The organism is Desulfobacula phenolica (assembly GCF_900105645.1).
Lineage (GTDB): Bacteria > Desulfobacterota > Desulfobacteria > Desulfobacterales > Desulfobacteraceae > Desulfobacula > Desulfobacula toluolica.
On the sequence record NZ_FNLL01000005.1, the window covers coordinates 132868 to 146743 of the forward strand.

Annotated in this window: 11 protein-coding genes; 10 read left to right on the top strand and 1 reads right to left on the bottom strand. The window is 42.8% G+C overall.

Annotation, left to right across the window (positions count from 1 at the left end; translation table 11 throughout):
- Positions 1 to 16: 16 nt before the first annotated feature.
- Both BLT94_RS09580 and BLT94_RS09585 read left to right on the top strand, forming a co-directional pair.
- Positions 17 to 1186, top strand: a complete 1170-nt coding sequence (locus BLT94_RS09580; protein ID WP_092233309.1) for a deoxyguanosinetriphosphate triphosphohydrolase family protein — start codon at positions 17 to 19, stop codon at positions 1184 to 1186.
- Positions 1179 to 1907, top strand: coding sequence for a UPF0280 family protein (locus BLT94_RS09585; RefSeq protein WP_092233311.1), 729 nt, complete (start codon positions 1179 to 1181; stop codon positions 1905 to 1907). Before BLT94_RS09580 ends, BLT94_RS09585 begins: the two co-directional genes overlap by 8 nt.
- A gap of 25 nt (positions 1908 to 1932) precedes the next feature.
- On the opposite strand, the gene hutH is transcribed toward BLT94_RS09585, so the two are convergent.
- Positions 1933 to 3465 (bottom strand): histidine ammonia-lyase, encoded by a 1533-nt coding sequence (gene hutH / locus BLT94_RS09590; protein WP_092233314.1) that lies wholly within the window; start codon positions 3463 to 3465, stop codon positions 1933 to 1935.
- 211 nt (positions 3466 to 3676) lie between these two features.
- Here hutH and hutU point away from each other — a divergent pair, with 211 nt between their 5' ends.
- From hutU to BLT94_RS09630, 8 genes are all read left to right on the top strand, one after another.
- Entirely contained in the window at positions 3677 to 5380 is a 1704-nt protein-coding gene (hutU, locus tag BLT94_RS09595; protein ID WP_092233317.1) for a urocanate hydratase, read from the top strand.
- Positions 5381 to 5535: 155 nt separating this feature from the next.
- Positions 5536 to 6774 carry an imidazolonepropionase gene (gene hutI, locus BLT94_RS09600; protein WP_245743069.1) on the top strand — a complete coding sequence of 413 codons (1239 nt, stop codon included), beginning with the start codon at positions 5536 to 5538 and terminating at the stop codon, positions 6772 to 6774.
- Positions 6775 to 7088: 314 nt separating this feature from the next.
- Positions 7089 to 7280 (top strand): CooT family nickel-binding protein, encoded by a 192-nt coding sequence (locus BLT94_RS09605; protein WP_092233323.1) that lies wholly within the window; start codon positions 7089 to 7091, stop codon positions 7278 to 7280.
- Positions 7280 to 7846, top strand: coding sequence for a M23 family metallopeptidase (locus BLT94_RS09610; protein ID WP_092233326.1), 567 nt, complete (start codon positions 7280 to 7282; stop codon positions 7844 to 7846). The genes BLT94_RS09605 and BLT94_RS09610 overlap by 1 nt, the downstream gene beginning before the upstream one ends.
- 339 nt (positions 7847 to 8185) lie before the next feature.
- Positions 8186 to 8602 (top strand): hypothetical protein, encoded by a 417-nt coding sequence (locus BLT94_RS09615; RefSeq protein WP_092233329.1) that lies wholly within the window; start codon positions 8186 to 8188, stop codon positions 8600 to 8602.
- A 22-nt stretch (positions 8603 to 8624) separates the two neighbouring features.
- Positions 8625 to 11282, top strand: a complete 2658-nt coding sequence (mutS, locus tag BLT94_RS09620) for a DNA mismatch repair protein MutS (protein WP_092233332.1) — start codon at positions 8625 to 8627, stop codon at positions 11280 to 11282.
- 3 nt (positions 11283 to 11285) lie between these two features.
- Positions 11286 to 13046, top strand: coding sequence for an N-acetylmuramoyl-L-alanine amidase (locus BLT94_RS09625; RefSeq protein WP_092233335.1), 1761 nt, complete (start codon positions 11286 to 11288; stop codon positions 13044 to 13046).
- A gap of 22 nt (positions 13047 to 13068) precedes the next feature.
- Positions 13069 to 13857, top strand: coding sequence for an enoyl-CoA hydratase-related protein (locus tag BLT94_RS09630; RefSeq protein ID WP_092233338.1), 789 nt, complete (start codon positions 13069 to 13071; stop codon positions 13855 to 13857).
- Positions 13858 to 13876: the final 19 nt, after the last annotated feature.

Consider the following 13876-nt stretch of genomic DNA (forward strand, 5'->3'; position numbering starts at 1 on the left):
AAGTGTAGTTACGCTATTGGATAACAATTTTAAAAAAGCCGGGGAACTAAAAAATCTTCTTAATCTCAGAGAAAAGGAAAATCTTTGTTCCCTGGCCTGTTTCAGTCATAATGCCATCAGGCGTCGCAAAGAAAAATTCACTAGAAACGAATACCGCCAGCCCTTTTCCTCAGATGCAGACCGTATTTTAAATTCCCTTGCCTTTACACGGTATATTGATAAAACCCAGGTCTTTTCCCTTATCAATAACGATCATCTCACCCACCGGGTGATCCATGTTCAGCTGGTCTCAAGAATTGCAAGGACCATTGGCAGGTATCTGGGATTAAACGAAGACCTCATTGAAGCGGCAAGCTTAGGCCACGACATCGGCCACACCCCTTTCGGGCATGACGGCGAGCGTTTCCTTTCAAAGCTGACCCATGAACATGGTGCCGGTTTTTTTCATCATAATATTCAAAGTATTCAATTTCTCGACAGGATTGAAAAAAAAGGCAAGGGCTGGAATTTAAGCCTTCAGACCCTGGACGCCATTCTCTGCCATGACGGGGAAACCCACTCACGACAACTTGTTCCTCAAGAAAACAGATCGTTTAAGGAATTTGACCAAATGGTGGACACCATGAGAAAAAAGGCTTCCTTTGAAGCCATCCCCATGACCATGGAAGGCTGTGTGGTAAGAATGGCAGATACCATCGCTTACATCGGTCGGGACCTGGAAGATGCAATCCGTCTGGGCTTGGTAAAAAGAGACGACATACCTGAAATCTGCAAACAGATACTGGGCCGGACAAACGGCACAATTGTTTATACCCTTGTGACCGACCTGATCTCAAACAGCCTGGATCAGCCTTTCATCGGATTTTCCGAAACAATTTCCGCTGCTTTAAAAAAACTGAAGGCATTTAATTACCGGCATATTTATACAAACCCCGTGATTAAAAAACATTTGTCTTCCATTGAAAATATTTTTTGTTTTCTCTTTGACACCTACCTGGCAGATCTGGAAAATGGAACCGAACACTCTGTCATTTTTACGGATTTTTTACACGGCATGTCACCCGAATACAGACAAACCCATTCATCCCCTGAAATTGTAAGAGACTATATCTCGGGAATGACAGATTCCTGTTTAATCAGGCAGGCACCCGATCATTTAAAACCGGATTCCATTGAACATGTTTAAAAATCGTATTTATCGTAAACAGCATCAAAAAAAAGGATTAGTCTCTTTTGATATCACGGTAAAAGAAACCAATCTGAATATCCAGGCTGCGACCGACCTGACCGACAAGGCCATAAAATCAGTATTGACCTGTCGAAATTATATTGAGGCCTATATAAATATGCATCCTGAATTTGCAACATCCATGACCCCTTTACAGAACTCAGGTCCTGCGCCCCAAATAATACAGGATATGATCAAAGCTGCAGAACTTGCAAATGTCGGCCCCATGGCAGCCGTGGCAGGCGCTGTTGCAGCGGGCACCGGAACATCATTATTGCCTTACTCCAATGAAATTGTTGTGGAAAACGGGGGCGATATTTTCATTAAATCCGATTCAAAAACCATTTTCAGTATTTATGCCGAGAACTCTGTGTTCAGCATGACCACGGGTATTCGGGTCGAAAAAAGAGACACTCCCTATGGAATATGTACCTCTTCGGGCACACTGGGGCATTCAAAAAGCTTTGGCAAGGCTGATGCCGTCACAGTGCTGGCAGATTCATGCCCGTTGGCGGATGCTGTGGCCACGGCACTGGGCAACCGGATCAAAAATACAACAGATATTAAAGCTGCCATTGATACCGGGAAAACCATACCAGGTGTCCAGGGAATTGTGATCATTAAAGGCGATAAAATTGGGTTATGGGGAGATCTCAAGCTCGTCAGACTGCCAAATTAATACAATTTGGCCTAATGCAATCGGGTCAATACAACCCACCCACTTTATCTTCAACAGCCTTAACAATACTGCCGTCTTTTAACAATGCCTTTACCTTGGCAATATCTGACGAAAGAATCCGGTCTTCGGTCATGTAATCAACCTTGCTTCGAATAACTTCATATGCTGCCAGAGTACCGTTTCCGGCTTTCATGTTGGTGAACAGATCAATTCCCTGGGCAGCACATAAAAGTTCAATGGCAATAACTTCTTCTGTGTTGGCAACAATATCCCTGCACTTTCGCGCGGCAATAGAACCCATGGAAACATGGTCTTCCTTGTTTGCGGAAGTGGGAATGGAATCAACCGATGCCGGATGGGCAAGCACTTTATTTTCCGACACAAGGGAAGCTGCCGCATACTGGGCAATCATGAATCCTGAATTCAAGCCGCCGTCTTCAACAAGGAATGCCGGAAGCCCTGAAAGCTGAGGATTTACAAGCCTTTCTATCCGCCGTTCCGAAATATTGGCAAGCTCTGCAATGGCAATACCCAGAAAATCACAAGCAAGTGCCAAAGGCTGGCCATGGAAATTACCGCCGGACAGAAAGTCTTTTGATTCCGGGAAAATCAGGGGATTTTCCGTGGATGAATTCATTTCAACCCTGATAACCTTTTCCACATAAGCAAAGGCATCCCAGGAAGCCCCGTGGACCTGAGGAGAACATCTCAAGGTATAGGCATCCTGAATCCTTGAACAATCGTGATGAGAAGAGATGATCTCTGAACTTTCCGTAATCCTGAGCATATTATCGGCAGCCTTGATCTGACCAGTATGGGGTCTTGCACGATGAATTCTCGGGTCAAAGGCAGATCTTGTGCCCATGAGGGTTTCAAGGCTCATGCCAGCGGCAATATCTGCATGTTTGCAAAGATTCAAGGCATCATGGAGGGCAAGGCACCCAAGTGCAATCATGAACTGGGTTCCATTGATCAGGGCAAGCCCCTCACCCGCCTCAAGCACAATTGGTTTGATCAATTTTTCCCTTAACGCCCCGGCACCCGACATCTTTTCTCCATCCACAAAAGCTTCTCCCTCACCAATCAATACAAGGGAAAGGTGAGCCATGGGAACAAGGTCTCCGCTTGCACCCACAGAACCCTTTTCAGGTACAACAGGTATAATGCCTTCATTTAAAATTTGAGCAAGTTTTTCAATGGTTTTAAGCCTCAACCCTGAATTACCGCGGCAAAAATCATTCACCCTCAATGCGATCATGGCCCGGACCACATCATCTTCCATGGGTCTACCCATCCCGGCTGCATGACTGAACAGGATATTTTTTTGAAGTTTTTTCGTATCTTCACGACAAATCGCCACATCCGACAAAGCGCCAAACCCTGTGGTGACACCATATATCCTTTTCCCCTGCCCTACCCACTGGTCAACCAGATCTCTTGCCTTATTGATCCTTGATTCAGACTCAACAGATATGGTGATGCCTACATTGTTTCTGGCGATCCGGACCAGATCTTTGAGAAGAAAATCTTTTCCGTTTAAAACAATTTGATTTTTCATTGTTCCTGCCCCCGCATGAATTTAAGCAACCGGTTCATATTTTGATCCAAATATGTTTGATCCAAATATGTTTGATACAACCATTAATTCATCTGTTCAATCATAGCGATAGTTGTTGACTTTAAAAACCACTTGATATCATATTTATACTTGTAAAAACGAGCAGTATCCATTTCAAACTCAAATGTCAACCATCTTGAGAGGGAAAACAATGAATAACAGGGAAAAACTTTTAACAGACCTGAAGATCGGATGCGGTGTTGCCCGTCCTGTCAGAGCACCCCGGGGCACACAACTGCACTGCAAGGGCTGGCAACAGGAAGCGGCCCTGCGCATGCTGTGCAACAATCTCGACCCTGACAACGGTGAAAACCCGGATGAATTAATCGTCTACGGCGGTCTTGGCAAAGCCGCAAGAAACTGGACCTGCTTTGATGCAATTGTCAGAACCCTGCTGGATCTTGAAAATGATGAAACCCTGCTGGTACAGTCGGGAAAACCGGTAGGTGTATTAAAAACCCATGAAAATGCACCACGTGTACTAATTGCCAATTCAAACATAGTTCCCCAATGGGCCAATTGGGACACATTCCATGAACTGGACAAAAAAGGGCTGATCATGTATGGACAGATGACAGCAGGGTCATGGATTTATATCGGCACCCAGGGCATCCTCCAGGGCACCTATGAGACATTTGCCTCCCTGGGACTAAAACATTACAATTCCGATTTGACCGGTAAAATCGTCGTCACCGCAGGACTTGGCGGAATGGGTGGGGCACAGCCCCTTTCCATTACCATGACAAACGGGGTGGCCATCTGTGTTGAGATTGACCCGGCCCGCATCAAAAAACGGCTTGAAAAACGCTACCTGGATATTGAAGTATCACATCTTGACAAAGCGATTTTTAAAGCAAAAGAGGCTGCAAGAATCGGCAAACCGCTTTCCATCGGCCTGTGCGCCAATATCGGAGATATCCTGCCTGCCATGATACAAAAAGGCTTTGTCCCGGATGTAATCACCGATCAGACAAGTGCCCATGATGAACTCAACGGATATTTCCCCCGGGGCCTGTCCTTTAAAGCCGCTTTACGACTTCGAAAAGACGACCCTGAAAAATACAAGGACATGGCCCTGAACTCCATGGCTGACCATGTGAGGGCCATTTTAAAAATACAGAAAAAAGGGGCTGTTGCCTTTGATTATGGAAATAATTTAAGGGCCCAGGCCATGAAACGGGGAGTTGACAATGCCATGGATTACCCGGGATTTGTTCCCGCCTATATCCGGGAACTTTTTTGCCGGGGAGAAGGGCCGTTCAGGTGGGCAGCCTTGTCCGGCGATCCTGAAGATATAAAAGTAACAGACCGGGAACTTGTCAAACTGTTCCCTGAAAAAACAAAAATGATCAACTGGCTGAAAATGGCCGAAGAAAAAGTGGAACATATGGGACTTCCCACACGAATCTGCTGGCTGGGATATGGTGAAAGGGAAAAAGCCGGTAAATTGTTCAATGATCTGGTCAGGGACAAAAAGGTCAAAGCCCCCATCGTTATTGGCAGGGACCATCTGGACTGCGGATCTGTGGCATCCCCCTACAGGGAGACCGAAGCCATGAAAGACGGGTCTGATGTCGTGGCCGACTGGGCTTTATTAAACTGCATGACCAACGTGGCGTCCGGTGCCACATGGGTTTCCTTCCATGATGGCGGCGGAGTGGGAATCGGGTATGCCCTCCATGCAGGCCAGGTCACGGTGGCTGATGGTACTTTGGCAGCAGAAAAACGGGTGACCATGGTTCTTCGAAATGACCCGGCCACCGGCATTATCCGCCATGCCGATGCAGGATACGAAACCGCCATTGATATGGCCAATATAAAGGGTGTCAAACTACCCATGATCAATATGCATTAAAAATATTTTTTATCATGGGGGTCATGAAGAAAATGAAAAAATCATTATTTTTTGCCACTTCATGATCTTCATGATAAATTAAATGATTAAAATTAGAAACAAGACCCAATAGAACAATACACCGACATGGAGCCTTAAACCCTTTGGAAACCCTATTGCCGGATAAAATAGATACTCTCTTTATCAATTGTCACCTGGCCACAATGGCTGACACCGCCCTTTCAGTTATTAAAAAGGGGGCCTTAGCCGTCACCGGAAAAACCATTTCATGGATGGGTAAAGAAAAAGATCTGCCAAAAAATTTTAAAGGCAGATGCCAAAAAATTATCGACTGCAAAAACGGCTGGATTCTGCCGGGTTTTGTGGACTGCCATACCCACCTGGTCTGGGCAGGCTCCAGGTCCAATGAGTTTAAAATGCGGCTTGAGGGTGCCACTTATGAAGAGATTTCAAAAAAAGGTGGCGGCATCTTTTCTACAGTCAAAGCCACGCGCAACGCCTCAACAGAACACTTATTCGTCCTGGCTGCAAAACGTGTAAACGCTTTGTTTAAACAAGGCATCACAACCCTTGAAATCAAATCAGGCTACGGGCTTAACCTTGAAACCGAATTAAAAATCCTCAAGGTCATCCAGCGCCTGGATGACCATTTCCCCTTGCACATAGACGCAACGTTTTTAGGGGCTCATGCCCTGCCCCAAGAATTTGTCAACAACCCGGACGGGTATGTTGATCTTGTAACCCAAACCATGCTGCCGAAAGTTAAATCCCAAGCCATTGCAACGGCAGTGGACGTATTTTGTGAACGTATCGCCTTTTCCCTGGATCAGACAAAAAAAGTGTTTGAAACGGCCGGAAATCTTGGATTTAACATAAAGCTTCATGCAGAACAATTATCCGATTCCAATGGTGCTGCTCTGGCTGCACAATTCAATGCCCTGTCCTGTGATCACCTTGAGTATCTGTCCTTGTCCGGCGCACAAAAAATGGCCCGGCATAATGTGACTGCCGTTCTTTTACCCGGTGCCTTCTACTTTTTAAAACAAACACAGAAGCCACCCGTGGATGTCTTCAGGGATCTTAAAATCCCCATTGCCCTGGCCACAGACCTGAATCCCGGTTCCAGCCCGGTTCACTCCATGACACTAATCCTGAATATGGCCTGCATGCTGTTTGACCTGACCTGTGAAGAAGCATTGCTTGGCGCCACCATAAACGGCGCAAAAGCCCTGGGGCTTGACTGTTCAAAGGGCAGCCTTGAAACCGGCAAGGATGCCGATCTTGTTGTCTGGGATATTGATACCCCTGCAGATCTCTGTTATCTTGCCGGGCTGAGTCCCAGTAACATTGTCATGATAAAAGGTCGCATACACCACGACGAACCTTATAATTAACCGATGATTCAATCATATCAAACAAAATAAAAGCAATTAAAAGAAAAACTTTTCAAGTCACATTTATTGTAGCCCTGATAACAGAATATAGTTAACATTTGAAAACCATCCATATAAATTGTATATAGACGATGAATTTAAAAAATTCAAACAGGCTAAGGAACGCAAATTAAATAACATGGACAATCGAAGGACAAAGAGTTGTTTCCGGCCAAAGACCCTTCATGCTCTTCAAGTCCTTCATGGTAAATTATGATTAACTTATTTAATTTTTATTCCTATATATGGAATGAAACAGACAAAGGAACAAAATAATGTGTGAATCCAACGTATACTTAAAAAAAGACAATAAAGAAGAATTGATCATGGAAAATGTTGCAGCCATCTCTCCGATTGGTAACGACACATTTATTTTAAAAGGTCTTTTGGGAGAAAGCATGGAGGTCAAGGCCATTATTGAAGATATTAATCTCATGGGACATAAAATCATCCTGAAAGCCCTGTAATGAGCAAGTTTTCAGACTATCTTCAAATCATTTCCCAAGTAAACGATCTGTCCAACGGTTCGGGAAACGGCCAATCCGTTCAATGGCTGTTCCATTGCGGCATGCTCTTTTCCACCAAGGATAAATGGTGGGGAGATTTCAAATTCCGGCAGGCCGTCCATGAAGGAATAGACATTACCTATTTTAGAACAGATAAGGATAACCTACAGGTCTTTGATGATTCCATCAAAGTTCCGGCCATGGATGACGGGATTATTGCAAATATCTGTGATGATTTCCTGGGTCAGACCCTTGTGGTTGAACATGAAAACTCATTTATTTTTAATCGGCGAATCCTTTTTACATATGCCCATATCATCCCTGAGAAAAGGTTAAAAATCGGTCAGACTATCGAAAAAAGTGAGGTTATTGCAAAGGTATGTAATACCTGTAAAAATCCGCAATTACCGCCCCATCTGCATTTTTCCTGTTTTGAAGCATCACAGCAGGTTTTGCCCGAACATCTGAACTGGAACCTTTTTTCAGGAGGCCGTGACGTCAATTTGATTCACCCTGTTTTTCTTTAATAAGTGATTATTGAGGAACAAATTTAAAATCTGTTCCCCAATAATCAAATACTGACCTTAAATTAAATATTTAAGCCTGTTTTATATAACGGCAATGGCAGATTGTCCTGCCACAACAAGAAATGAAAGATATCTGATTTCAAGAGGTTAGAAATTCTTTCATATAACGAACATGGCAGACCAAACTGCCAAAACACAAAATGAAAGAGAGCTAATTCCAACAAGTTAGAAGTTCTTTCATATATAAAAAGAAGAATTGAAAAAAAAGAAGAATTGATCTATGATCACAAAAACTTAATAATTTTGAATTGAAATTTGAATTGAATATGGAGCAGACCAATGAAAACAATTAAATATATTTTGTGGTTGATTATCATAGCAATGCTTGGAATCTTGATCTATCAAAATTTAGAGTATTTTATAACCCCTGTTTCCTTAAAATTTGATCTTAAAGTTGCTTCTTGGAACTGGACAATACCGGAACTTCAAAACATTGCCTACTTTGGAATTTGCTTTCTTCTGGGTCTTATAATTGCCGGCATTAAAGGGTTTGCTGTGAAACTTCGATTAACAAAACAAATCAAATCAAAAGATACAGATATTGCATCGCTTAACGAACAGGTCAATAAACTGAAAACAGATCTGGGCGTGTTTCAGCATGATCCGTATATCAAAAAAGAGATTGAAGAAAAAACGGTTGTCGGGCAACCTGAAAATGACAACAAAAAAGGCGACAAATCCAATACTGCGGATTGATTCTGCTTAAATAAACCTGCCCATGAGCCCAAAAAAAAACACTCCCATGATGGAGCAATACCTGTCCATCAAAGAATCTCATCAAGATGCCATATTATTTTATCGGATGGGAGATTTTTATGAGATGTTCCTTGAGGATGCACAAAAGGCGGCATCTATCCTGGAAATCGCCTTAACCTCCAGAAACAAAAATGATACCGCCCCTATCCCCATGTGCGGAGTTCCCTTTAGGGCTGCTGACAATTATATCGCCAAACTCATTGAAAACGGCTGCAAAGTTGCCGTGTGTGAGCAAATGGAAGATGCCTCCGCAACCAAAGGACTTGTGAAAAGAGAAGTTGTCAGGGTCATTACTCCGGGCATGATTTTAACTGAAGAGTTACTGGATAAAAAATCCAATAATTTTCTTTTAGCCCTGTCAAAAACAAGGGATGTTTGCGGTATTGCGTATCTTGACATATCAACTGGAACCTTTAAGACCACCCAGGTTGAAAGCCGGCAGTCAAAAATACCGGAACAATTGATTGACGAGGCATTAAAAGTTGATCCCAAAGAAATCCTTCTGCCCTCCAATTTTAAAACAGACCCTGTGTATAAGCATATCCGGCAGGCGTTTTACGGAAGACAAATCACCTATCTTGATAAAACTGATTTTTCGCTTGAAGAAGCAAAAGAAAGGCTTTTAGACAAATTTAAAACCCGGAGCCTTGAAGGGTTTGGTGCGGAAAATCTTCATGCATCCATTTGTGCTGCCGGCGCTATTTTATCCTATGTCCAGAACACCCAGATGCAGGATACAAAACACATCTTTCAAATCATCCCATATGACCTGAAAAATTTTCTGGTGATTGATGACCGGTCCTGTAAAAATCTTGAAATCCTTACAAATATACAAACATTGAATAAAAAAGGCACATTGATCCATGTGCTTGACCGGACGGTTACTGCCATGGGCTCACGCCTGATCAAGAACTGGGTCAGATATCCGCTGATTGATAAAAACAAAATCCAACAGCGCCTGGATTGTATTGAAGAACTCACCCGGGCTGCCCATATTCATCAATTGATCATCAATCACCTGAAATCAGTTTATGACCTTGAGCGTCTTGGCGGCAAAATTTCAATGGGCCAGGGCAATGCCAGGGATTTGATTGCCCTGAAAAATTCGCTAAAAAAGCTTCCCATTCTTTTTAAGGAACTGTCCCTGTTTCAAAGTCCTTTGCTCAATGGAAAAAATTTTGAAGAAAGGGAAACAATTTTATCTGAACTTAATGCCCTTGCGGCTTTGATAGAAAAAGCCATCCGTGACGATGCCACTCATGTGTTGAATGAAGGCGGATTAATAAATGATGGATACAGCCCTGAACTGGATGAACTTCTGTTGATTTCAAGGGATGGAAAATCCTGGATTGCAAAAGCCGAGGCTACGGAAAAAGAAAAAACAAAACTGAGTTCACTTAAAATCAAATACAATAGAGTGTTCGGTTATTTTATAGAAGTGTCAAAAGCCCAGGCTGTTTCGGTTCCTGATCATTATATCCGAAAACAGACCCTGGTCAATGCGGAACGATATATCACAGATGAAATGAAGCAGGTTGAATCCACCATCCTGAATGCCCAGGATAAGCGCAACGCAATGGAATACAAAATTTTTTGCACTATCAGGGACAAAATTGTTTCAAAGGCTACCCTTATCCTGAAAACAGCCGATTTTATTGCAACCGTTGACGTACTCCAGGGGCTTGCCCTGGTGGCATCGGAAAACTCATATATCAAGCCTTTCATCAATGAAGAAAACCGTATTTGTATTGAAGACGGGCGGCATCCGGTAGTTGAAAAACTGATCAAAGGGGAGCGGTATGTTCCCAATTCCATTAAAATGGATGATATTGAAAATCAGACCCTGCTCATCACCGGCCCCAATATGGCAGGAAAATCCACTGTATTACGACAGGTTGCCCTGACAATTTTAATGGCACAAATGGGATCATTTGTGCCGGCCCAGAAAGCATCTGTCTGCATTGTGGACAGGATATTTACACGGGTCGGGGCCCTGGACAACCTTTCTTCCGGTCAAAGTACATTTATGGTGGAAATGGAAGAAACCGCCAATATCATCAATAACGCCACGAACAAAAGCCTTGTGATTCTGGATGAAATAGGAAGGGGCACCAGTACCTATGACGGAATGAGTATTGCCTGGGCCGTTGCAGAATATCTCCATGACCTGAACAATAAAGGCGTAAAAACCCTGTTTGCAACCCATTACCATGAATTGATAAAATTAGAACAGATCAAACCCAGGATAAAAAATTTTAATATCGCAGTCAAAGAATTCAATGACAATATTGTGTTTTTACGACGGCTTGTTAAAGGCGGGACCAATAAAAGCTATGGCATCCAGGTGGCAAGGCTTGCCGGTGTGCCGGACATTGTGATCAATAATGCAAAACAGATATTATTCGGTATTGAGAAAAAAAACGACACCGATGCCCCCAACCCGTCTCACAAAAAAACAAAGGCTAAAAAGAAAAACAAAAAAGATGACGATCAATTGGACTTATTTGGCAACAATGAACAATCCATCAAAAAGATGTTGGAAAAGATTGATATTTCAAGTATTACTCCCCTTGAAGCAATTAACTTGTTAAACGATCTAAAACAGAAAGCATCAAACTAATATATGTGCAGGTTTAAACCATTCATACGGTCAATCTCTTTTTTGATCATGATCTTTTCAGGCGTTTTTATTTTCCCGGCAAACGGACCAGCCGATACAGCCAAAGGAAAATATCTTATAGCAGACTCCTGCTATAAAAAGCTTCGAAATTCTCCTGCCAAAAAGAGGCTTGAATCAGAATGGCTCAACTGTATCAGCCGGTATGAAAGCATATATAAACTTCATCCGAGAAGTTCCTGGGCACCTGCAGGAATGTACAAGGCAGCCCAGCTTTATTTAACCCTTTCCAAATTATCCGGCAAAAAAAGCCACAAAAGCCAGGCCGAAGACCTTCTTGCACGAATCAATAACAAATACCCTGAAAGCGCTTATGGCAAAAGGGCTAAATCACTTCTCAAGTCGATAGATGCCAACCCGAAGCTCTATACAAAAAAAATCAGACATCTTAAATCAAAAAAAAATCAGACCAAAAACGACAGCCTGATAAGAAAATTTAATCAGGCTCAAAAACAAGCCGTTGCAAAAAAATCAAGCCTTAATAAGCCCCACTATCAAAAACCGTCTGCCATAAAACCTGTTCCGGTAAAAGAAATTTTTTCAAGGGACACAACGATTGCAGATCTGCGGTTCTGGTCCAACCCTGAATATACCAGAATTGTCGTCAATGCTGATAAAGAAAGCGATTATTCCCACAGGCTTTTGAAAAAAGATCCGGGCATTGATAAGCCTTTTCAGCGATTATATATTGATATTGAGCAATCAAAACTTGGCAACGGGGTTGCCGAATATACCCCTATCAATGACAATCTGTTAAAACAGGCCAGAGCCGGGCAATATCTGCCCCATACAGTCAGGGTTGTGATTGATATCAAATCATTTGAAAATTATAAAATTTTCTCTTTAAAAGATCCGTTCAGGATTGTTATTGATGTCTGGGGAAAAGGTTCTAATGGTGGAACTGTTCCTCCGGCGGGTCAGCGCATCGCAAGTCTGGGCAAACCTGAAAAACCTGAAAAATTTTCCAGGATCACAACAGACAATTTAAAATCCTCAGATATCGCACGGCAGCTTGCATTGGGGGTAAACAAAATAGTTATTGATCCGGGTCATGGCGGCGCAGATCCGGGAGCTCCGGGATATTTTAAAAATGTCTGGGAAAAAGATATTGTTTTAAAACTGGCCAAAAAATTAGCCGGCATTTTAAGGGAACGCTTAAAATGCACTGTGCTGCTGACACGGTCAACCGACAAGAAACTGACCCTTGAAGAAAGAACCGCCATTGCCAACACAAAAAAAGCGGATCTGTTTATCTCGCTTCATTGCAATGCAGCAAAAAACAGGCGCGCCAAGGGTATTGAAACTTATATCTTAAACCTTGCCACTGATGACCAGGCCATTGCAGTGGCAGCCAGGGAAAATGCAACATCTGAAAAAAATATCTCGGATCTGGAATATATTTTAAGTGATTTGATGAAGCATGCCAAAATCGAGGAATCCACAAGGCTTGCCAATGTGGTGCATCATTCTTTTGTAAACGGAATGAAAAAAAAATATCCAGGCATTACTGATTTAGGCGTTAAACAGGCCCCTTTTTATGTCCTATTAGGTGCCAGGATGCCATCCATCCTGGTGGAAGCATCCTTTCTGAGCAACAAAACAGAATGCAAGCGGCTCATGAGCGACTCATACCAAACAGCAATTTGTAACGCCATCGCTGATGGGGTTACAAAATATATAGATGCAACAAACCCCAAACAATTATAACCCATATTATAAGGAGAACATCATGTCTTTTGAAAACATTATTCTTGAGGTTGCCGACCCTGTTGCAACCATATTTTTTAACAGACCCAAAGCCTTAAATGCACTGAATAATGCCCTGTTTGATGAATTGGACATTGCGCTTGACCAGATAAAGGAAAACAAAGATATCAGGGTTCTTATCCTGACCGGTGCAGGAGACAAATCATTTGTTGCAGGAGCCGACATTGCCGAACTCTCTCAAATGAGTCCCCTCCAAGGAAAATTTTTTTCACGCAGAGGACAGAAAATTTTTTCAAAAATTGAAGAACTTCCCATTCCGGTCATTGCAGCAGTAAACGGATTTGCTCTAGGTGGCGGTTCTGAAGCAGCTCTTGCCTGTGATTTTATCTATGCATCGGAAAAAGCGCTTTTCGGCCTGCCTGAAATCACCCTGGGATTGATTCCAGGCTTTGGCGGAACACAGAGACTGGCAAGAGTTGTTGGTATAAACCGTGCAAAAGAACTGATCTTTATCGGGAAACCCATCAAGGCACAAGAGGCTATGGAATACGGTATGGTCAACAAAATCTGCGAACCCGATAAACTCATGGAAGAGGTCTTGAAAACCGCAAATCTCATTGCCGCAAGGGGAAAAGTAGCCTTAAGGTCTGCAAAAGAAGTCATTCAAAGCGGCCTGAATACAGACCTTGAAACCGGATGTAAAATTGAAAATGATGTGTTTGGCCTCAATATGGCCAGCGAAGATGCAAAAGAAGGGACAAGTGCCTTTCTTGAAAAAAGAAAACCCGTGTTCAAAGGAGAACTTTATTAAAAGTTCTTCTTTTTTATAA

Excerpts from the sequence above, each read along its gene's own strand:
- BLT94_RS09585 (WP_092233311.1), top strand. The coding sequence starts at position 1,179 with ATGTTTAAAAATCGTATTTATCGTAAACAGCATCAAAAAAAAGGATTA.
- BLT94_RS09625 (WP_092233335.1), top strand. The coding sequence starts at position 11,286 with ATGTGCAGGTTTAAACCATTCATACGGTCAATCTCTTTTTTGATCATG.
- BLT94_RS09610 (WP_092233326.1), top strand. The coding sequence starts at position 7,280 with ATGAGCAAGTTTTCAGACTATCTTCAAATCATTTCCCAAGTAAACGAT.
- BLT94_RS09615 (WP_092233329.1), top strand. The coding sequence starts at position 8,186 with ATGAAAACAATTAAATATATTTTGTGGTTGATTATCATAGCAATGCTT.
- BLT94_RS09630 (WP_092233338.1), top strand. The coding sequence starts at position 13,069 with ATGTCTTTTGAAAACATTATTCTTGAGGTTGCCGACCCTGTTGCAACC.
- mutS (WP_092233332.1), top strand. The coding sequence starts at position 8,625 with ATGAGCCCAAAAAAAAACACTCCCATGATGGAGCAATACCTGTCCATC.
- hutU (WP_092233317.1), top strand. The coding sequence starts at position 3,677 with ATGAATAACAGGGAAAAACTTTTAACAGACCTGAAGATCGGATGCGGT.
- BLT94_RS09605 (WP_092233323.1), top strand. The coding sequence starts at position 7,089 with ATGTGTGAATCCAACGTATACTTAAAAAAAGACAATAAAGAAGAATTG.
- hutH (WP_092233314.1), bottom strand. The coding sequence starts at position 3,465 with ATGAAAAATCAAATTGTTTTAAACGGAAAAGATTTTCTTCTCAAAGAT.